Source organism: Glutamicibacter sp. V16R2B1, assembly GCF_005774635.1.
In the GTDB taxonomy this organism is placed as follows: domain Bacteria; phylum Actinomycetota; class Actinomycetes; order Actinomycetales; family Micrococcaceae; genus Glutamicibacter; species Glutamicibacter creatinolyticus.
In genome coordinates, this window is record NZ_VATX01000005.1 from 115,808 (window position 1) to 135,086 (window position 19,279).

The following is a 19,279-nucleotide window of genomic DNA, read 5'->3' on the forward strand; positions in this document are numbered from 1 at the left end:
GACGGAACGACAGGGGAGCAGCCAATGAGCGAACAGGAGCCAGCCGCCAACGATTTCGCTGAACAGATCGACGAGTCGGTGCGGCGCTACGCCAAGGTGCGCCCGGCACTGCAGCAGGTGCTGGACACCATGCTCGGACGCATCCGCAACCTGTTCGAGGCCTCCGAGGAGGCCCAGCCGCTGTTCATCACCGGGCGGGTGAAATCGGTGCCCTCCTTCCGTGCCAAGGCCTCCCGCCAGCTGCAGGAGGACGCCGAGAGCGACCCGGTGCTGGAGTTCCCCAACCCGCTGCGTGAGATCCACGACATGGTCGGCATCCGCATCATCGTGAAGCTGCCCCACGAGATCCAGCAGGTCGCGAACATGATCAAGGCCCAGCGCGCCGCCTTTGACTGCCGCAGCGACCGGGAGAAGGACATCGGCTCGGTGGAGTCCGGCACCTACGGGTACTCCTCCCGCCACCTGCTGCTCAAGACCCGTAACGAACCCAGCGTCCGCCGCTTCCAGGAGCAGCTGGGCAAGCCGGTGGTCCCCAGCGGCAACTTCACTTTTGAGGTGCAGATCCGCACCATCCTGCAGCACGCCTGGAGCGAGGTGGAACACGACATCCGCTTCAAGAACTCCGGCCAGGGGGTGTGGAGCCCGCAGCTGGACCGCCAGTTCACCGCCACCGCCGCCATGCTGGAAACCGTGGAGAACTACTTCACCGACATCGACGAGCTGTACAACACGCTCAACGCCTACCAGGACCGGGACGGGCTGGGCGGCCAGGAGCTGAACAGCGACCGGATCGGGCAGATCTGGCAGACCCTGCTGCCGCACGTGGACCGCAAGCGCGATGACGACTGGTCCTGGGCGGCCGAGCTGCTCGGGGCGCACGGCATCACCCGGACCTGGCAGCTGGCCGAGCTGCTGGACCCGAACGTGGTCACCGAGGTGCGTTCGGCCCTGGACCACCGCTACTCGCCGGGCCCGGACCGGTTGCTGGATGACATGCTGCTGTGGCGCTTCGGTGCGGCGCACATCGACAAGACCAGCGGCAACGACGAGCGGCGCGAATCCTCACTGCGCCGGCGCCTGGTGCAGATGAACGACTACCGCAACCAGCGCAGCTAGGCCGAACACCCACCCTGCCAACACCCGCCCCAAAACCTTCGGGGCGGGTGTTAGCTTATGCACTTTGGCACCACCGGCGGGGCCGAACCCCGGTAGACTGGATAAGTTGCCCGAAATTTGCTCGCCGGGCAACAGAACCAGACAACCTTCGAAAGGGGTTCACCAGATGATTTCCGTGGCCAACCTTGAGCTGCGCGTCGGCGCCAGGCTGCTGATGGACGAGGTGAACTTCCGCATCGACAAGGGCGACAAGATCGGTCTGGTAGGCCGCAACGGTGCCGGGAAGACCACCATGACCAAGGTGCTGGCCGGTGAGTCCCAGCCCACCGCCGGGGAAGTGAGCTCCCGCGGCTCCATCGGCTATCTGCCCCAGGACCCGCGCACCCCGGACATGGAGCAGCTGGCCCGCGACCGCATCCTCTCGGCCCGCGGCCTGGACAAGATCATCAACAAGCTGGCCCGCACTCGCGCCGAAATGGCCAGCGAGGATCCGAACATTGCCGCGAAGGCGATGCGCCGCTACGACCGGCTGGACGCCGAGTTCATTGCCGGGGGCGGGTACGCGGCCGAATCCGAGGCCGCGGCGATCTGTTCGAATCTCGATTTGCCCGACCGCATCCTGGACCAGCCGCTGCGCACCCTCTCCGGCGGCCAGCGCCGCCGTGTCGAGCTGGCCCGCATCCTGTACTCGGATGCCGAAACCCTGCTGCTGGACGAGCCGACCAACCACCTGGACGCCGACTCGATCAGCTGGCTGCGCGACTTTTTGAAGAACTACTCCGGCGGCGTGCTGATGATCTCCCACGACACCGGGCTGCTGGAAGCCACCGTGAACAAGGTGCTCTACCTGGACGCGAACCGCGGCACCGTAGACGTGTACAACATGGGCTGGAAGCGCTACCTGGTGCAGCGCGAAACCGATGAGCACACCCGGCGCCGGGAACGGGCCAACGTGGAGAAGAAGGCCAGCGCGCTGCTGGCCCAGGCCAACAAGATGAAGGCCCGCGCCTCGGGCGCCTCCGCCGCCCAGTCCATGCTCAAGCGCGTGGACCGCATGCTTTCGGGGCTGGAGGAGGAGCGCGCCGCCGACAAGGTCGCCGCCCTGCGCTTCCCGGACCCGGCCCCGTGCGGCAAGACCCCGCTGATGGCCGAGGGCCTGTCCAAGTCCTACGGCTCACTGGAAATCTTCACCGACGTTTCCCTCGCCATCGACCGCGGCTCCAAGGTCGTGATCCTGGGGCTGAACGGTGCCGGCAAGACCACCCTGCTGCGCATGCTGGCCGGGGTCTCCGAACCGGACACCGGCGAAATCCAGCCCGGCCACGGCCTGAAGATCGGCTACTTTGCCCAGGAACACGACACCCTGGATCCGGAGAAGACGGTGCTGGAGAACATGCGCCGCACCGCGCCGAGTGAACTGGGGGACGCGGACGTGCGTTCAATCCTCGGTTCCTTCCTGTTCGTGGGCGATGACGTGCACAAGCCGGCCGGGGTGCTCTCCGGTGGTGAGAAGACCCGCCTGGCCCTGGCCACCATCGTGGCCTCCAGCGCGAACGTGCTGCTGCTCGATGAGCCGACGAACAACCTGGACCCGGCCTCGCGCGCCGAGGTGCTCGGCGCGCTGTCGAATTTCTCCGGCGCGGTGGTCATGGTCTCCCACGACGAGGGGGCGGTGGCGGCGCTGAACCCCGAGCGCGTGGTCATCCTGCCCGATGGGGATGAGGACCTGTACAGCGAGGACTACCTGGAACTGGTCTCGCTGACCTAGGCTCCAGCACAGTCAGGTTTTTCCCGGCCATCCGGGTACGAGAAAACCGCCCGATCCACCGGTGTGGGTCGGGCGGTTTTCTGCCTGCCCGCCGGGTCTGTGGCGGGGGAAAGATTGGTGTCGGGACCGGCGCTGCTCAGTTTATCGTGGGTTACCGGCCGCAGATATCCGGGGCTCCTCACATCAGATAAACGGAGCGCCGTAGGCCTTGAGAGCCACCTGTGAGATCTGGACGATCCCGACACCTTCAGCATACGAGAGATCCGGGAAAAGTCCATAGCAACCGGTATCTTGTATCGCGCCTAGAGTTGGGCGAGCCCCTACGAACGCCGCCGGTCCGTTTGTGATGTTCACGAACAGACCGGCGGCGGTCGGTAGGCAGGGGCGGATCTAGCCGCGCTGCCCGGCGTCCTGGTTGTGGGCCGGGTCCTGGCCCTGGTCCAGCATCGCGTCCTCCACCGCCTCATCGGTCAGCGAACCGTCACGGCGGTACTTCTTGGTCTGCTTGGCACGGATCTTGCGCACCTTGTGGATCGGCTCATCAAAGCCGGCGGCGCGGGCCTCGGCCAGTTCCTCGGCGTCCTCCCGGTTCAGCTTCTTCTGCTGGCGGGCGGCGTACCAGAAGCCGACGAATGCCAGCACGCCGAAGGCGAACCACTGGTAGGAGTAGGACAGGTGCGGGCCCTCATCGGTGTCCGGCGGATCCAGCTGCATGGGCGCGGTGGCCGGGGCCGGGTCCTCGGTGTACATGATCCCGTAGGCGCCCTCGGCGATCGGGTAGCCCAGCTGCTGGGCGTAGTTGGGCAGGTTCACGGTGGCCAGCTGGCCCTCGGGGGCCGTGCGGTCCAGGGTCGGCTCGCCGGGCTTCAGGCGCACCTGGACCGAGACGGTGCCGGTCGGGGGAGCGGGCACCTCATCGGGCCACCCGCCGCGCTCATCGCCAATGGGAAGGAACCCGCGGTCCACGATCACGGTCTTGCCCTGCGTGGTGCGGAAGGGGACCAGCACCTCGTAGCCCGGGCGTCCGGACTTGATGCGATTGCGCACAATCCGGGTGTCATCGCTCAGGTACTGGCCCTGCAGGGCCACGGTGGTCCACTTCTTGTCCTCGGGCAGCTGATCGAACAGCGCCATGGCCTCCTTGGAGCCGCTGGCCGGGGCGAAGTAGTTCTCGTTCACGTGGGAGATCTCGGTGAGCACCTCGGCGCGGCGATCCATCTGCCAGCGCCCCAGGAACACGCAGGCGGTCGCGAACACGCACACCAGCAGCAACCAGCCGATCCAGCGGGTACTGGCCAAAAAACGATACATGGGGTACGATCTACTCCTTCACCGGATCCACCGGCTGGGTTTCCTTGTACAAGAGCCGCTGGCGCAGGTAGTCCTCCAGCCAGTCGCGGTGCTGGGGGCAGGCCAACCAGACCTTGCGGCGTTCGGGGGTGTGGATCTTGGGGTTGTTCCACAGGATCTTGAATTCGGCCGGCTGCCGGCAGCCCTTGCGGCTGCAGATCAGTTCCCGTGGTCCTTCAGGTCCACCGCCAAGCGAGGACAGCAGATCCATCTAGTTCCCTTCCCGTTGCTCGTTTTCTGGTTTTCCCGCGGCGCCCTTATCCGGCTCCTCGGAGTCATCGGCCGCGTCCGCCCAGGTGCCCTCGATGGTTTCCCCGGCGGCGCTGGGCTCCGGCGGTTCGGGCTGCGCCTGTTCCTCATCCGGCTGCTGCCAAACCCCGGCGGGAAGCTGGCTGGCGTCCCGGTCGGTGAAGAACTCGGCCGGCGGCTGGCGCTTGGTCACGTCCGCGCCCCGGTTGGCGATCACCACCGCAATATAGGGAAGCACCACCGCCCCCACCAGCAGGATCCACTGCAGCGGACCGTGGGTGAAGAACGCGGCAATGAAGCACAGCACGCGGATGGTCATGGAGATCGTGTACTTGCGCACGCGCGAATTATGGTCCACGGTGTGCGACTCGTGGGCCTCGGTAATCCGGTGAACAGGCACCGCATTGTTGGGGCGATGCGGGTGGGTGTGCGTCATGACCTCAGGTTTAGCTTCCTGCAGAATATTCCGTAGCCATTGTCTCACCGAAACGGGGCTTAAGCGTAATTTCTACCCTGCGTCGAACTAAGAATACCCACTGGTAGGCAATAGGATGACAGGTGAGAGAATTTTCGTCGCCACGTGCGCGCCGCCAACCCCCACCGCAGCCCGGTGGAGTGCCGTGCGCCGTCGAGCCAAGGAATTGGAGAGAAGATTGAGCACTGAGACCCCGACCGGGCGCAGCGTCCTGGTCACCGGTGGAAACCGCGGCATCGGCCTGCAGATCGCCCGCGCCTTTGAGGCCAACGGCGACAAGGTGGCCATCACCTACCGCAGCGGCCAGGTGCCCGAGGGCCTGCTGGGCGTGAAGGCCGACGTGACCGACGCCGCGTCCATCGACGCCGCGTTCACCGAGGTGGAGGCCGCCCACGGCCCGGTTCAGGTGCTGATCGCCAACGCCGGGGTCACCAAGGACACCCTGCTGCTGCGCATGGGCGAGGAGGAATTCACCTCGGTCATCGACACCAACCTCACCGGTGCCTTCCGGGTCATCAAGCGCGCCTCCAAGGGCATGCTGCGCAAGAAGTACGGGCGCATCGTGCTGATCTCCTCCGTGGTGGGCCTCTACGGCTCCCCGGGCCAGATCAATTACGCCGCCTCCAAGGCCGGGCTGGTGGGCATCGCCCGCTCGCTGACCCGCGAACTGGGATCGCGCAACATCACCGCGAACGTGGTCGCCCCCGGGTTCATCAACACCGACATGACCGCCGCGCTGCCCGAGGCCACCCAGAAGGACTATCTCTCCTCCATCCCGGCCGGACGCTTCGCCGAGGCCGAGGAGGTGGCCAAGGTGGTGCGCTGGGTCGCCAGCGATGAGGCCGCCTACATTTCCGGGGCGGTCATCCCGGTCGACGGCGGCCTGGGCATGGGCCACTAGCCACCGCCCCAGAAGAACTTGGCGGCCGGCGCCCTGCCCGCGGCGGCCGCCATCCACAGATTCAGCAACATCAAGGAGTAAAGACTTTGAGCGACTACAAGGGCGCAATCGTCACCGGTTCCTCGCGCGGCATCGGATCGGTCACCGCACAGATCCTGGCCGAGAAGGGGATCGGCGTGGTGGTCAACTACCGTTCCAAAGCCCCGCGGGCGAACAAGATCGTCGCCGGCATCCAGGAGAAGGGCGGCCGCGCGGTCGCCGTGGGCGCCGACCTGACCACCGTGGAGGGTCCGGCCGCGCTGGTGGACGCCGCGGTGGAGAACTTCGGCTCGCTGGACGTGCTGGTGCTCAACGCCTCGGGCGGCATGGAAACGAACATGGGGGAGAACTACGCGCTGCGCCTGAACCGCGACGCGCAGGTGGCCATGCTCACCGCCGCCCTGCCCAAGATGTCCGCCGGCGCCCGCGTCGTGTTCGTCACCAGCCACCAGGCGCACTTCATCCACGAGGTCTCCACCATGGACGCCTACGACGCGGTGGCCAAGTCCAAGCGCGCCGGTGAGGATGCGCTGCGCGAGATGATCCCGCAGCTGAGCGAGAAGGGCATCAGCCTGGTGGTGGTCTCCGGGGACATGATCGAGGGCACCATCACCGCCACCCTGCTCAACCGCATGGAGCCCGGCGCCATCGACGCGCGCCGCGAGGCCGCCGGCAAGCTGTACTCCGTGGAGGAGTTCGGCGCGGAGGTGGCCAAGATGGTCTTCGCCGACGTGGAAACCGGGCACACCGAACTGGTCGGCGGCGCCGGGGACTTCTTGAAGGCCTCGGGCCAGTAGGCGCCGTCCAACGCGTTCACCCCGGTCCCGCCAGCTGGCGGGGCCGGGGTGAACACTTTAACCGGCAGGTCCAATCCCGGTCCGGAGATTAACGGCCGCGGGCCCGGAAGGAAGCGTGAAGGCTTCCTTCCGGGCCCGCGGTGCGCCGGCAGGTGGTTACGGCTTCTTGCCGCACACCACCTTGTGCCAGGGCGCGTAGGTCCAGCTGGTCACATCCGGCGGCAGAGTCTTCGAGCCGTCAATGCTGGTGCGGTTGCGGGTGATCGAGATGCTGAAGCCCTTCTTGCCCCCGCTTTCGGAGACGCACTTTTCCGCATCGTTGTACTTGGTCTCCGGGTTGGTGAAGCTGTGCTTGCCCGAGCTGGACTCGCTCACCTTCCAGTACTTGGTGCTCCACAGCCGGGTGTGCACCGCGTCGGGGGAGACCCAGGCCTCGATCATCACGCCGTAGGGGGTGTTGTTCTTCCACTTCATGTCCACCTGGCCCTCCCACAGGGTGGCCTCGCGGCCGGCCGGGTAGCGTTCAAACCAGCGCGAGTGCGGCTTGTGGGTGATGTCGTCGTAGCCGGCCAGGAAGCCGACGTTGTACATCTGGGTGGAGATCTGCGACAGCCCGCCGCCCACCGCCTCGGTGGAGAAGCCGTTTTCCACCACGCCGGAGCTGTAGTAGCCGTTGGCCACGGTGATCGGGCCCAGCGCCTCCAGCAACGAGAAGGTCTCACCGGGCTTGACCACCACGCCGGTCAGCCGCTTCGCGCCGGCCTTCAGGTTCTTGGTGCGCACCGTGTCGCTGGCCGGGTACGGGGTGGAGAATTCAACGATCTCCTCCTTGATGCCCAGCTTCTTGGCATCCTCCGTGGTGAAGTCCGCCTCCTTGGTTTCCATCCGCACCTCGGCGGTGCGCGAATCCCCGGTCCCGGCGGCGAGCACCTTGGCGCCCAGGTCCTTGGTTTCCAGGGCCATTCCCGGCGTGGATTCGATGATTTTCGGCTTGCCGCCGGAGAAGACAATCTTCGCGTCCTTCGCGGTGCTGCTCAGCTCCGAGTTCTTCGTCGCGGCCTTGTACAGCGCCTGGTCATCAAGCACCAGCTGCGGCTGCTGCTCGTCGTTGACCGAGTACTTCGCGGCGGAGGCGATCGAGGCCGGGGAGAGCTCGACCTGCTTCTCCCCGTTGCTCAGCGTCACCGGGGCGGAGAGCAGCTTGGCCACGGTCTCATCGTGGAAGGCCTGCAGCTGCTCAGCCGAGACGGCCGGTTCGGTGACCTCGGCCGAAAGCGGGATCTCTTCCCCGTCCAGCTTCCACTCATCCTGCACGGTGTGCGCCGAATCCTCCACGTCCAGCTGCACGCCGCTGACCGGGGAGACGACCTTCGCCTTGGCGCCCTCGAACTCGATGGTGCCCTCGGCAACCTCGGCATCCGCCTTCTTGGCCAGCTGCTCCAGTTCACCGGTCAGCTTCGCCTCATCGACGGTGGTCACCGGTTCGGCCTGGTAGGAGCCGGTCAGCCGCTGCCAGAGCTTGCCCGGGTTCAGCTCGTATCCGGTCAGCTGCTTCACGGTGGCATCCACGTCCAACCCGAGCCCGGCCGCGGCCGGGTCCAGCTGGTAGTCCTTGGCGTTCACGGTGACGTCGATGGGTTCCTCAGCCCGCGGGGCCAGCTGCTCCTGCAGGGTGGCCCGGGCCTCGTCCTGGCTCAGGGAGCCGATCGCGATCCCGGAGACCGTGGTGTTGGCCGGGATCTGCGAGCTGATCCACGCGGCCCCGCCGAAGTAAGCTCCGGCCACGGCCACCACCGCGCACCCGCTGATGATCCATGGCTTGGCGCTGGATTCGCGCTGCTTGGCTGAATCGCCGGAATCCGGTTCGCTCATCTGCACTGGTCTTAGACTCTTTCGCACGACATTGGGTCAGGCGCCGCCGCCGGGTTGCCTCCCGCCGTCGGGGAGGGTGCCGGTGCGCGCCACCAGAAATCCTATCGGTTAGACCAACACGAAAACGTGCTAAGGCCCGCTTGCCAGCGAATCGTTATCTAGTTGTTGGATTTGGGTGAAGATGCGCTTAACATTTCCCCGGTTGGCCTTGAGCTACTCGGCGGCGGCCGGGGTATCCAGGGCCGGGTGGTCGAACACCGAGCCCTCTTCCACCGCACTGCCCAGCAACAGGTCCGCGATGACCTCCAGGTCCGGGAAGTCCAGCTTCACCGCCGCGTGCTCGCGCAGCGCCGGCTTGGCGTTGAACGCCACCCCGAGCCCGGCCGCGCCCAGCAGGTCCAGGTCGTTGGCCCCGTCCCCGGCGGCGATGGTGGCCGTGAGCGGGATCTGGTTGCGTTCGGCCCATTCGCGCAGCATCGCCTCCTTGGTGGAGCGGTCCACGATCTGCCCGTGCACCGTGCCATCCAGCACCCCGTCGACGATGCCCAGCGTGTTGGCCAGCGCGTAGTCCAGGTTCAAGTCCTTGGCCAGCGGATCCAGGATCTGCTGGAACCCTCCGGAGACCACCCCGACCAGGTGCCCGGCCGCGTGGAAGCGCTCGATCAGGTGCCGCGCCCCGCGCGAGTACTCGATGCGCGCCCCGACCTCCTCCAGCACGCTTTCGGGCAGGCCCTTCAGGGTCGCCACGCGCTGGATGAGGGAGGCGGCGAAATCCAGTTCGCCGCGCATCGCCGCCTCGGTGACGGCGGCCACCTCCGCCTCCCGTCCGGCGTGGGCGGCCAGCAGCTCGATGACCTCCTGGCGGATCAGGGTGGAATCCACGTCCATCACCAGCAGCAGGCGTTCGGCCTGGACCAGCTGATCCGGCGCGACGGCCAGGCACGCGTCCTGCGCCTGCAGGGCGCCGGTGGCCAGGTATCCGGCGAAGAACCGCTCCACCTTCTGCCGGAAGCCGGCCGCATCCTGCTCCACGTGGGTGCGCACGATCAAACGCTGGTTGTTGGAGAACACCGGCAGCTCTTCCGGCGGGGCGCTGAGCAGCCCGGCGGCGCCGGCGGCGGCAAGCAGCGCCTCAAAACGCTGGCGGGGCAGGGCGGGACGGGAAATCAGGGCAAAGGTTGCAGGCATGGCACCATTTTCGGCCCCGCAACGCCCCGGTGCCAAAAATGACGGGACGTATTGCGCGGCACCGGGCCGATGATTTAGGCAAAACGCACGGAAAAGTTTAGGGTTTTATCCATGAGCCAAGTCCTATCTTTCAACGATGTCAGCGTGGTGCGCGGACGCAAGGAACTGCTGTCGGGCATCAACTGGAAAGTTTCCGAAGGCCAGCGCTGGGTCGTATTGGGACCCAACGGCGCGGGAAAGTCCACGCTGATGAACCTCGCCGCGGCGCGCATGCACCCCACCCGCGGCACCGTGGGGATCCTGGATGAAACCCTGGGGCGGGTGGACGTGTTCGAGCTGCGCCCGCGCATCGGGCTGAGCTCCACCCTGATTTCCAACCAGATCCCGGCCCACGAGACCGCGTTGAACGTCGTGCTCACCGCCGCCTACGGCTACACCGGGCGCTGGCGGGAGCGGTACGAGAAGATGGATGAGCGCCGCGCCTTCGCCCTGCTGCACGAGTGGGGGATGAGCACGTTCATGAACCAGCCCTTCGGCAAGCTCTCCGAGGGGGAGCGCAAGCGGGTGCTGATCGCCCGGGCGCTGATGACCGACCCGGAGCTGCTGATCCTGGATGAGCCCTCGGCCGGGCTGGACGTGGCCGGGCGCGAGGACCTGGTGTACCGGATGAGCCAGCTGGCCGCCGACGAGGAGGCCCCCACCCTGGTGCTGGTCACCCACCACCTGGAGGAAATCCCGCCGGGCTTCACCCACGCGCTGCTGATGAACTCGGGCAAGATCGTCGCCGCCGGCACCATGGCCGAGACGATGACCGAGGAAAAGCTCTCGGCCGCCTACGGGATGGAGCTGGCCGTACGGGTGGAGGGCGGACGCTACAGCGCGTTCGCCCGTCGCTAGGATCCGCGGGGGCTGATGTTGCTCGATTTCTGGCAGGAGATCCTTGTCTTCCTGGGCGGGCTGTGGGCCGGGACCATCAACACGGTGGTCGGCTCCGGCACCCTGGTGACCTTCCCGATCCTGGTCGCCCTGGGCGTCGCCCCGGTCAACGCGGTGGTCTCCAACGCGATGGGCCTGGTCGCCGGCGGGTTCTCCGGGGCCTGGGGGTACCGCCGGGAGGCGGCCACCGTCAAGCGCACGCTGCTGAAACTGGTGCCGCTGTCCATCATCGGCGGGCTGATCGGCTCCCTGCTGCTGCTGAACCTGCCCGAATCGGTGTTCGGGGTCGTCGCCCCGGTGCTGCTGGCCGCGGCCCTGGTGCTGGTGATCTTCCAGCCAAAGCTGGCCGCCTGGGCCAAGACCCGCCAGGCCGCCCGCGGCGGCACCGACCCGGACGCCGCCGACCAGGCGCGCATCCCGGCGATCCTGTACGTGCTGGTGTTCCTGATCGGCGTGTACGGCGGGTACTTCACCGCCGCGCAGGGCGTGCTGCTGATGGCCGTGTTCGGCGTGTTCCTGCAGGCCTCGCTGCAGCAGTCCAACGCCATCAAGGTGATCCTCTCCCTGCTGGTGAACATCATCGCCGCCTGCATGTACCTGATCATCGCCCCCGAACGCATCCAGTGGATCGTGGTGCTGCTGATCGCCGTCGGCTCGCTGATCGGCGGGTTCATCGGCGCGAAGATCGGACGCAAGCTCTCCCCGCTATGGCTGCGCGCGGTGATCGTGGTGCTGGGGCTCATCGCCCTGGCCAACATGCTGCTCAAGCTGGTCAACGGTGGCTGAGCCGCACTACGCCCACCGGGTGATCGAGATCCGCGACCTGCACGGGGACCCGCGCCTGGATGACTACCTGAAGCTGAGCGAGGCGAACCTGCGGATGCGCAGCGACATCGCCAACGGGATCTACATCGCCGAAAGCACCATGGTAGTCCAGCGCGCGATCTCGGTGGGGCATGTGCCGCGCAGCTTCCTGCTGGCCCGCAAATACCTGCCCCAGCTGGAGGCCGAGTTCGCCCGCTACCCCGACGCCCCGATCTTTGTGGGCGAGGACGCCGAACTGGAGGCGCTGACCGGCTTCCACCTGCACCGCGGCGCCCTGGCCGCCATGCAGCGCCCGGCCCCGCTGGAGCTGGATGCGGTGCTGGAAAAGTCCTCGCGGATCGCGATCCTGGAGGACATCGCCGATCACTCCAACCTCGGCGCCATGCTGCGTTCGGCGGCCGGGCTCGGCGTGGATGCTGTACTGCTGACCCCAAACTGCGTGGACCCGCTCTACCGGCGCAGCGTGCGCGTGTCCATGGGCACGGCGCTGACCATCGACTGGGTGCGCCTTGGCACCTGGCCGGCCGACCTGGAGCGGGTGCGTGAGCACGGCTACCGGATCCTGGCGATGGAGTTGACCGAGGACGCGACCCCGCTGGATGAGCTGGTGCCGCAGCCGGGGGAGAAGATCGCGATGGTCCTGGGCAACGAGGGCCGCGGGGTGCGTCCCGAAACCCTGCAGGCGGTGGACCAGAGCGTGATCATCCCGATGGCCCGGCAGGTCGCCTCCCTGAATGTGGCCGCCGCCAGCGCCGTCGCGTTCTGGCAATTGTGCCGCGGACCACGCTAGGCGGTTCGCCGAACACGCTCCCGGTGCGATAGGATGGACTGTCTGTGTGCGCACGCGTGCGTGGACACCATTTTTCCGAGTACGTTGCCGCTGGCAAAATCCAGGGGCAGATAACCAAAGGGTATAAAAGCATGAAGGCTGACATCCATCCGAAGTACAACTACGTTGTGTTCAACGACCTCGCATCGGGCGAGAAGTTCCTGACCCGTTCGACCGTTGGCAGCTCCAAGACCATCACCTGGGAGGACGGCAACGAGTACCCGGTCATCGACGTCGAAATCTCGGCCGCTTCGCACCCGTTCTACACCGGCAAGCAGCGCATCATGGACACCGCTGGCCGCGTCGAGCGCTTCAACGCCCGCTTCAAGGGCTTCGGCGGCAAGAAGTAGGCTGCAACGCCCACACCGCTTCAACCACGGCGGGCAGCCCCGGTTTATTACCGGGACTGCCCGCCGCGGCATTTAACGCCCCCACCGGCTTTCCCGCATCCGGCCCGATGTGCCGAACCAGTCGCCGACGGCCACGGAAGAGGGCCCGGCGCAGCGGATAGGATGAAGTCATGACGCAACAAGGGCACGAAACGCAGCACGCAGATTCCACCGAAGCGCTCCAGTACCAGCACCACGGCGAGTACAAGGTCGTGGGCGGCAAGCTGGTCATCGCCGACCTGGACAGCGCCGACGGGGTCATCACCGCCTCCAACATCAACGGGGACTTCTTCCTGGAACCCGACGAGGCGCTGGAGGACCTGAACCGGGCGCTGATCGGGCTGCCCACCGACGCCACGCACTCCACCATCCGCGAGGCCGTGGTCAGCGGACTGCGCGAGGGCACCGAAATGATCGGCTTCGACGCCGAGGCCGTGGCCCGCGTGGTGCGCCGCGCCCTGGGCCACGCCACCACCTGGGCGGACCACGACTGGCAGGTTATCGCCCCCACCACCATCCCGATCACCGAGCAGGTCGCCCTGGATGAGGTGCTCGCCCGCCAGGTCGCCGCCGGCACCCGCCCGCCGACCCTGCGCTTCTGGGACTGGAACGAGGCCGCGGTGGTCATCGGCTCCTTCCAATCCCTGTCCAACGAGGTCGACGCGCAGGCCGCCGCCCACCACGGGGTGAAGGTGGTGCGCCGCATCTCCGGCGGCGGGGCGATGTTCATGGAGGCCGGCAACTGCATCACCTACTCGCTCTACGCCCCCGAATCCCTGGTCGACGGGATGAGCTTCGCCGACTCCTACCCGTACCTGGACCAGTGGGTCATGGACGCGCTGCAGAAGCTGGGCGTCCAGGCCTACTACAAGCCGCTGAATGACATCGCCACCGACCAGGGCAAGATCGGCGGCGCCGCGCAGAAGCGCCTGGCCCGCGGCGGCATGCTGCACCACGTGACCATGAGCTACGACATCGATGCGCAGAAGATGGTCGAGGTGCTGCGCATCGGCCGGGAGAAGATCTCCGACAAGGGCATCACCAGCGCCGTCAAGCGCGTGGACCCGCTCAAGAGCCAAACCCAGCTGGCCCGCGATGAGGTCATCCGCACCATGATGGAGACCTTCACCGGCCACTACCAGGCCACCGAGGCCACCTTGGATGAGGACACCCGCCAAGCCGCACGCGAACTGGCCGCCGCGAAGTTCGCCACCGACGCCTGGACCGCCCGGGTGCCCTAATGCCCACGACCCAGCCCTCCGGTCCGGACGAAACCAACCTGCTGCTGCACGGCAGCGGGGTGGTCCGCCGTCTCGGACTGGGGGAGCGGCCACCCTACCTTGAGGTGGATACCGGTGCATCGGGCTACCGGGTGGTTCCGGGTACCCAGGAGCTCTTTGAGGCGTTGCGCCAGCTGCCGGCCAGCGCCCTGCTCGGCCGCCGTCTGGCCTTCGGCGGCTACCTGCGCCAGGATTCGACGCCGCCACAGGTCACGGCCCTGCAGCTGGGGATCACGCCGCAATTACCCACCGACAATGATCCCGCACCGGAGAAGCCATGATCAGTGACGTGGGCCGGGTGACCGGCTGCCGGGTGCAGGGGCACAACAACATCACCGAACTGCTGCTGCAGGCGCCGGTGCCCGAACCAGATGTCCATCTTGACGCGGTCCGGCACTACGTGCTGCAGTTCTTCACCGATCAGCCCGATGAGCTGGTGGAGCTGTTCGACCAGCTGCGGGGCCTGGATGTCTACTTCCACGGCCACGCCTCGTTCGCCCACGTACCCCAGGCCGGGACCGTTGTTGAAGTAGCGGTCCTGGACTGGGGCCTGACCCCGGCCAGCCTGCTCACATTCCACCAAGCTGCCGCCAGGAGCGGGCAGTAAGCGCCACGAGCCCGACCTGAGCGTCGAACCGACTCGAAAATCTTTTCGAACTTTCCCCATCTGGTTGTGGTCGGGGTCATAGTGTCGGTGGGGGTTGGGATGATGGGGTATGGGCAGAAAAGAGATCTTCGATTCCGGGGATGACGTCCACCGGTTACCGATCCTGCCCAGCGGTTTTCGGGACCACTGGGGCATCGACGGGGTGCTGTATGCCGGGATCGATTACAAGCTTGCGTGCCAGCCCCTGACCTCGGCCGTGACCGATGAGTTACTGGCGGCCGCACCGGGGTCCCCGGTTGAGGTGTTGGAGCGGTTGGGAACGGTGGGGCGGCTGCGTTCGATGCTCGATGCCGTTGAGGCGGTGTTGCTGGCCGAGGGGCTGGAGCTGTCGTATTTGCAGGACCGGCAGAAGGGCATCACTGATCCGCTGCAGTTGGCCAGTATCCAGAAGTACGGGGTGAAGCCGGGCTCGGAGCAGGTGATCCGGCAGAATTTCGTGGCCGAGGCGTCCTTGGCCACCCGCACCACCGAGTACTCGACCAACGCCCGCCTGTTGGTGGCCGAGGGGTTGCGCCAGTTGTGTCCGCGCACCTTGGAGGCGTTGCTGCAGGGGCAGATCACTACCCGCAGCGCGATCACGGTGATTCGTTCCAGTCAGGATCTGCAGCCGGAGCAGGTGGGGCAGTTGGAGCAGAACCTGTTGCCGGTGGCCCGGCGGGATACTGATGCTCAGGTGAGTAAGCGGGCGAAGAAGCTGCGCACCCAGATGCTGCCCGAGGCCCCGGCCACCCGGCGTGAACGCCGGGTGGAGGAGCGCTATGTGCGGTGGTGGGCCGAGCCTGATGGGATGGCCGCGTTGCAGGCGTGCCTGCCGGCGGAGGACATCATGGCGATCATGAAGAACATCACCGCGCACGCCAATGAGCACCGGGAGCCGGATGAGCAGCGCAGCGACGCGCAGCTGCATGCCGATGTTTTCCGGGACGTGCTGATCCAGGGGTGGCCGGAGAGGCCCGGGCCGGGGGTGCGGGTGAAGCTGCACGTGTTGTTGCCGGCCCTGCAGTTGTTGGCCGCCCCGGGGACCGCGTTGGCCGAGTTGCAGGGGTACGGGCCGATTCCGGCAGGGGTGGCGTTGGCGTTGGCCCGGCACGCCCCGTCCTTTGCCCGGGTGCTTACCGATCCGTGGGACGGGGCCCCGATCGATGTGGGCCGTACCCGGTACCGTCCTCCGGCGGCGTTGCAGGAGCTGGTGCAGTTGCGTGATGAGCATTGCCAGTTCCCTGGGTGCCGGCGCCCGGCGGAGCGGTGCGAGATCGATCATGTCAAGGACTGGGCCAAGGGCGGGGCGACCACTCGGGATAACACGAAATTGTTGTGTACCCGGCATCAGATGTTCAAACACGCCCTGCGGTGGCAGAGCCAGTTCCTGCCTGATGGGTCGGTGCGCTGGGAATCCCCGAACGGGTTGGTGCACTTCTCCGATCCGGGCAGCCTGACCACCGTGAATGGCCGCGCGAACTACACGATGAGCGCTCCTTCACGGCAGGCGGTGTATGTGGATGAGAAGCTGCGTGAGGTGTTGGCGTTGCATGAGATACCGCCGGGCACTCCGGGGTATTGGCATGATCCCAGCGACCCGGACCTGACCTCGCAAATCCCCGGGGACCCGCCACCGGGCGCCGGGAACCGGGCACCACCCGGCCCACCGGGCGACGACCTCGACCCGCCGGGCGATGACCCGGAACCGCCGGATGCCACCTTGCCCTGGCATGGCGGGGATGAGCTGGAACCTGGCTAATCCCATCGGTCCGTGATGCGTCTTCGGCCTGTGGCCGCCCCACCCCGGGACGGCCACAGGCTGGCACTAGCCGTTCGCGTTACTTGCTCTCACGCGAAAGCTTCTGGGCATCCAGTGAACGCTGCAGCTCGGCACGCTCCTCGAGCAGGATCCGGCGCAGGGCCCGTGGTGCCTCGGTATTCTTCTCCAGCCATTCGGTGACCGCCTTGAGGGCCGGGTTATCGTCCGGCTCGTCGCTCAACTCCTGGGAGCGGGGGAACAGCCCTCGGATCACCCGGGTGGAGAACTCCATGCTCATGGAATCGAACACCTCGGAGATCTGCGGCCAGTAGCGTTCCTCAAACCCGGCCAGCAGTTCACGCGAACCGATCGTAAAGCCCTCGGCCGTGGCGCTGAGTGCATCATTGGACAACTCGCCGTCTTGGTCACGGGCCTGGAGCACTTCGGCGAAGGCCTGCTCCTTGACTTCGGAAACCGGGCGGGCCGCCAGTGCGGTACGCACCGCGTTCTGGGCGACCGAGGTCGGGTTGGCGTCCAGTGCGGCGCGCATGCGCACCCCGTCGGACTCGTCCAGGCCCCGGGCCGCAGCCAGCGCCTGCCAGCTCAACCACTGCAGCTGCTCATCGACCTTCACCCCGTACTGGTTCGGCTCGGAGGCCAGGAACGCGTCGACAACATCCTCAGCCACCCCGGCGCGGGCCAACCGGGCCAGGGTGCGGGCCGTGGTGGTCTGGTTGTCGCTGCCCGCCTCCAGCTGGGTCAGCCAGCCGGTGAGTGCCCTCGCCGCCTTCTGCCGGGCTTCCTCACGCAGGTGCGGGGCCAGGTAGCGGTTGACCGAGGTGAGCAGCTGGTCCATCAGCACCGCGAACACCCCGGCATCCTCGACGGTCGCCGCATGCTGCAGCAGCGCGGCAACGTAGTCCTGCGCGGCCAGGCGGGCACCGCGCACCGCATCCCACAGCGACGCCCAGCAGGTGGCGCGCGGCAGCGAGGCGTTGAGGCCGCCCAGGTGCTGGAGCAGGTTCTGCTGGGAGCGCTCATCAAATTCGATGATGGCGTAGGTTTCATCCCCGTCATTGGGCAACAGCACCGCCGGGGCCGGGCGACCGACCAGGAACCCCAGCTCCACCCGTTCACCGTTCAGTTCCACGCGCTGGCTGTCCTGGCGCACCAGACGGCCCTCTTCCAGTTCATAGCTGCCCACGGTGAGCACGTGCGGGCGCAGGATCGGCTCCCCGGAGACCGGGTCGGTGCCCCGCTGGATAAGCGCGGCCGAACGGACCACGTTCTCGGCGTCCAGCTCCAGCTCGACCCCGAGGTGCGGCACGCCGCTGGTGCGCAGCCAGGCGTCGGCCCAGTCGCCCATGTTCCGACCACTGGCCTGCTCGAGCGCGGCCAGGAAGTCATCCAGCGAGGTGTTGGCGTACTCGTGCTTCACGAAGTAGGCGCGGGCCGCGTCACGGAACGCCTCATCGCCAACGAATGCGGCCAGCTGCTTGAGCACGCTGGCGCCCTTGGCGTAGGTGATGCCGTCGAAGTTCTGGTCCGCCGCCTGCAGATCGGTGATGTCCGCGACGATCGGGTGCGTGGTGGGCATCTGGTCGGCCACGTAAGCCCAGGCCTTGCGGCGGGCGGCGAAGGTGGTCCAGGCGGTGGCGAAGTCGGTAGCCTGGTCGTTGGCCAGGGTGCCGATGTAGTCGGCGAAGGATTCCTTCAGCCACAGATCGTCCCACCACTTCATGGTGACCAGGTCGCCGAACCACATGTGCGCCATCTCGTGCATGATCGTGTTCGCGCGCTGTTCGTGCTGGGCCTCGGTGGCGTGGGAGGTGAAGACGTAGCGTTCGGTGAAGGTGACCAGGCCAGGGTTCTCCATGGCTCCCAGGTTGTATTCGGGCACGAACGCCGAGTCGTACTTGCCCCACGGGTAGGGGTAGTCGAATAGTTCGTGGAAGTAGGTCAAGCCCTGCTTGGTGACCTTGAGGATCTCTTCGGCGTCGAAGTCCTCGGCCAGGGAGGCGCGGCAGCTGGCGGCCAGTTCGATCCGCAGCGGTTCGCCGGAGGAGAGCATCACGGTGTGCTCGTCACGCACCACGTGGTAGGGCCCGGCCAGCACGGTGGTGATGTAGCTGGAAATCGGGGGAGTGGGGGCGAAGGTGACGGTCTTGGTGCCGTCCTCGTGCAGGTTCTGCGATTCGGCCGGCTGGTTGCTGGCCAGGTGCCAGTCCTCCGGCCCGCGCACGATGAAGCGGTAGGAGGTCTTCAAGTCAGGCTGCTCAAAGCAGGCGAAGACGCGGCGGGCGTCGGCCGGCTCGAACTGGGTATACAGGTAGGTCTGCCCGTCCTGCGGATCCACGAAGCGGTGCATGCCCTCACCGGAGCGCGAGTACAGCGCGCGTCCGGTGATTACCACGGTGTTCACGGCCTGGATGTCCAGGTCCTGAAGGTAGATCCGCGCGTCCAGAACGGCATCGTCCACGGCGATCATGGTGCCGTTGACGTTGATCTCCTCCACCGTGTCGTGGATGAAGTCGATGAAGGTCTGCGGGTGCTTGGAGGTGAAGCGCAGCGTGGTCACCGACCGGTAGCTGCCCTGGTTGGGATCGGTGGCGTTGCTGACATCCAGTTCGACGTCGGCGGAGTGCCAGATGATGTTCTGGGCCCGCCAGGCGGCTTCGTCCCGGGTCAGGTTTTCATTCGGTGCATAGCGTTCAAGAGTGTCCACCATCCCAGCTTAGCTGTGAAACGTTTCCTTGATAATGTGCGGGCCCGGATAATGTCCGCCGTTTTCCGCGGCGGCGGATCGGGTGGCCGTGAAGCCAGTGCAAAGGCACGGGAACCTGCGTAGCATGGGCCTGCA

At 66.7% G+C, this 19,279-nt stretch carries 18 protein-coding genes; 12 read left to right on the top strand and 6 right to left on the bottom strand.

Annotation, left to right across the window (positions count from 1 at the left end; translation table 11 throughout):
- The first annotated feature begins 24 nt into the window (after nucleotides 1-24).
- Entirely contained in the window at nucleotides 25-1,116 is a 1,092-nt protein-coding gene (locus FDN03_RS02825) for a RelA/SpoT domain-containing protein (RefSeq protein ID WP_138173900.1), read from the top strand.
- A 166-nt stretch (nucleotides 1,117-1,282) separates the two neighbouring features.
- Complete coding sequence (locus FDN03_RS02830; RefSeq protein ID WP_138173902.1) at nucleotides 1,283-2,884, top strand: ABC-F family ATP-binding cassette domain-containing protein; 1,602 nt, start codon at nucleotides 1,283-1,285, stop codon at nucleotides 2,882-2,884.
- 390 nt (nucleotides 2,885-3,274) lie between these two features.
- On the opposite strand, the gene FDN03_RS02835 is transcribed toward FDN03_RS02830, so the two are convergent.
- Genes FDN03_RS02835 through FDN03_RS02845 form a run of 3 tightly spaced genes read right to left on the bottom strand, consistent with a single transcriptional unit; the run spans nucleotide 3,275 to nucleotide 4,919 of the window.
- On the bottom strand, nucleotides 3,275-4,195 hold the full coding sequence (locus FDN03_RS02835) for an SURF1 family protein (protein WP_138173904.1): 921 nt from the start codon (nucleotides 4,193-4,195) through the stop codon (nucleotides 3,275-3,277).
- 10 nt (nucleotides 4,196-4,205) lie between these two features.
- Nucleotides 4,206-4,445: an acetone carboxylase gene (locus FDN03_RS02840; RefSeq protein WP_138173906.1), complete on the bottom strand. Its 240-nt coding sequence runs from the start codon at nucleotides 4,443-4,445 to the stop codon at nucleotides 4,206-4,208.
- Nucleotides 4,446-4,919 (bottom strand): DUF3099 domain-containing protein, encoded by a 474-nt coding sequence (locus FDN03_RS02845; protein ID WP_138173908.1) that lies wholly within the window; start codon nucleotides 4,917-4,919, stop codon nucleotides 4,446-4,448.
- Between the two features lie 217 nt (nucleotides 4,920-5,136).
- On the opposite strand from FDN03_RS02845, the gene fabG reads away from it, so the two are divergent.
- Nucleotides 5,137-5,859 (top strand): 3-oxoacyl-ACP reductase FabG, encoded by a 723-nt coding sequence (gene fabG / locus FDN03_RS02850; protein ID WP_249354241.1) that lies wholly within the window; start codon nucleotides 5,137-5,139, stop codon nucleotides 5,857-5,859.
- An 86-nt stretch (nucleotides 5,860-5,945) separates the two neighbouring features.
- On the top strand, nucleotides 5,946-6,695 hold the full coding sequence (locus FDN03_RS02855; protein WP_138173911.1) for an SDR family oxidoreductase: 750 nt from the start codon (nucleotides 5,946-5,948) through the stop codon (nucleotides 6,693-6,695).
- Nucleotides 6,696-6,851: 156 nt separating this feature from the next.
- On the opposite strand, the gene FDN03_RS02860 is transcribed toward FDN03_RS02855, so the two are convergent.
- Complete coding sequence (locus FDN03_RS02860) at nucleotides 6,852-8,567, bottom strand: VanW family protein (protein ID WP_138173913.1); 1,716 nt, start codon at nucleotides 8,565-8,567, stop codon at nucleotides 6,852-6,854.
- Nucleotides 8,568-8,780: 213 nt separating this feature from the next.
- On the bottom strand, nucleotides 8,781-9,755 hold the full coding sequence (gene serB / locus FDN03_RS02865) for a phosphoserine phosphatase SerB (RefSeq protein WP_138173915.1): 975 nt from the start codon (nucleotides 9,753-9,755) through the stop codon (nucleotides 8,781-8,783).
- A gap of 111 nt (nucleotides 9,756-9,866) precedes the next feature.
- Here serB and FDN03_RS02870 point away from each other — a divergent pair, with 111 nt between their 5' ends.
- The 8 genes from FDN03_RS02870 to FDN03_RS02905 all read left to right on the top strand — a co-directional run bounded on the left by FDN03_RS02870 (nucleotide 9,867) and on the right by FDN03_RS02905 (nucleotide 16,419).
- Entirely contained in the window at nucleotides 9,867-10,652 is a 786-nt protein-coding gene (locus tag FDN03_RS02870; RefSeq protein ID WP_138173917.1) for an ABC transporter ATP-binding protein, read from the top strand.
- A gap of 15 nt (nucleotides 10,653-10,667) precedes the next feature.
- Entirely contained in the window at nucleotides 10,668-11,477 is an 810-nt protein-coding gene (locus tag FDN03_RS02875; protein ID WP_171021110.1) for a sulfite exporter TauE/SafE family protein, read from the top strand.
- Nucleotides 11,470-12,306, top strand: a complete 837-nt coding sequence (locus tag FDN03_RS02880) for an RNA methyltransferase (RefSeq protein WP_246049823.1) — start codon at nucleotides 11,470-11,472, stop codon at nucleotides 12,304-12,306. The genes FDN03_RS02875 and FDN03_RS02880 overlap by 8 nt, the downstream gene beginning before the upstream one ends.
- A gap of 131 nt (nucleotides 12,307-12,437) precedes the next feature.
- On the top strand, nucleotides 12,438-12,695 hold the full coding sequence (locus FDN03_RS02885; protein ID WP_138173919.1) for a type B 50S ribosomal protein L31: 258 nt from the start codon (nucleotides 12,438-12,440) through the stop codon (nucleotides 12,693-12,695).
- Nucleotides 12,696-12,865: 170 nt separating this feature from the next.
- Nucleotides 12,866-13,975 carry a lipoate--protein ligase family protein gene (locus tag FDN03_RS02890; RefSeq protein ID WP_138173921.1) on the top strand — a complete coding sequence of 370 codons (1,110 nt, stop codon included), beginning with the start codon at nucleotides 12,866-12,868 and terminating at the stop codon, nucleotides 13,973-13,975.
- Nucleotides 13,975-14,295, top strand: coding sequence for a hypothetical protein (locus tag FDN03_RS02895; RefSeq protein WP_138173923.1), 321 nt, complete (start codon nucleotides 13,975-13,977; stop codon nucleotides 14,293-14,295). The genes FDN03_RS02890 and FDN03_RS02895 overlap by 1 nt, the downstream gene beginning before the upstream one ends.
- Complete coding sequence (locus FDN03_RS02900; RefSeq protein ID WP_138173925.1) at nucleotides 14,292-14,621, top strand: hypothetical protein; 330 nt, start codon at nucleotides 14,292-14,294, stop codon at nucleotides 14,619-14,621. Before FDN03_RS02895 ends, FDN03_RS02900 begins: the two co-directional genes overlap by 4 nt.
- Nucleotides 14,622-14,730: 109 nt before the next feature.
- Nucleotides 14,731-16,419 (top strand): HNH endonuclease signature motif containing protein, encoded by a 1,689-nt coding sequence (locus FDN03_RS02905; RefSeq protein WP_138173927.1) that lies wholly within the window; start codon nucleotides 14,731-14,733, stop codon nucleotides 16,417-16,419.
- Nucleotides 16,420-16,498: 79 nt separating this feature from the next.
- On the opposite strand, the gene pepN is transcribed toward FDN03_RS02905, so the two are convergent.
- Nucleotides 16,499-19,144, bottom strand: a complete 2,646-nt coding sequence (pepN, locus tag FDN03_RS02910) for an aminopeptidase N (protein ID WP_138173929.1) — start codon at nucleotides 19,142-19,144, stop codon at nucleotides 16,499-16,501.
- Between the last annotated feature and the right edge of the window lie 135 nt (nucleotides 19,145-19,279).

Excerpts from the sequence above, each read along its gene's own strand:
- FDN03_RS02875 (WP_171021110.1), top strand. The coding sequence starts at position 10,668 with ATGTTGCTCGATTTCTGGCAGGAGATCCTTGTCTTCCTGGGCGGGCTG.
- FDN03_RS02830 (WP_138173902.1), top strand. The coding sequence starts at position 1,283 with ATGATTTCCGTGGCCAACCTTGAGCTGCGCGTCGGCGCCAGGCTGCTG.
- FDN03_RS02885 (WP_138173919.1), top strand. The coding sequence starts at position 12,438 with ATGAAGGCTGACATCCATCCGAAGTACAACTACGTTGTGTTCAACGAC.
- FDN03_RS02860 (WP_138173913.1), bottom strand. The coding sequence starts at position 8,567 with ATGAGCGAACCGGATTCCGGCGATTCAGCCAAGCAGCGCGAATCCAGC.
- FDN03_RS02835 (WP_138173904.1), bottom strand. The coding sequence starts at position 4,195 with ATGTATCGTTTTTTGGCCAGTACCCGCTGGATCGGCTGGTTGCTGCTG.
- FDN03_RS02870 (WP_138173917.1), top strand. The coding sequence starts at position 9,867 with ATGAGCCAAGTCCTATCTTTCAACGATGTCAGCGTGGTGCGCGGACGC.
- FDN03_RS02825 (WP_138173900.1), top strand. The coding sequence starts at position 25 with ATGAGCGAACAGGAGCCAGCCGCCAACGATTTCGCTGAACAGATCGAC.
- FDN03_RS02900 (WP_138173925.1), top strand. The coding sequence starts at position 14,292 with ATGATCAGTGACGTGGGCCGGGTGACCGGCTGCCGGGTGCAGGGGCAC.
- FDN03_RS02890 (WP_138173921.1), top strand. The coding sequence starts at position 12,866 with ATGACGCAACAAGGGCACGAAACGCAGCACGCAGATTCCACCGAAGCG.
- FDN03_RS02905 (WP_138173927.1), top strand. The coding sequence starts at position 14,731 with ATGGGCAGAAAAGAGATCTTCGATTCCGGGGATGACGTCCACCGGTTA.
- serB (WP_138173915.1), bottom strand. The coding sequence starts at position 9,755 with ATGCCTGCAACCTTTGCCCTGATTTCCCGTCCCGCCCTGCCCCGCCAG.
- FDN03_RS02840 (WP_138173906.1), bottom strand. The coding sequence starts at position 4,445 with ATGGATCTGCTGTCCTCGCTTGGCGGTGGACCTGAAGGACCACGGGAA.
- FDN03_RS02845 (WP_138173908.1), bottom strand. The coding sequence starts at position 4,919 with ATGACGCACACCCACCCGCATCGCCCCAACAATGCGGTGCCTGTTCAC.
- FDN03_RS02895 (WP_138173923.1), top strand. The coding sequence starts at position 13,975 with ATGCCCACGACCCAGCCCTCCGGTCCGGACGAAACCAACCTGCTGCTG.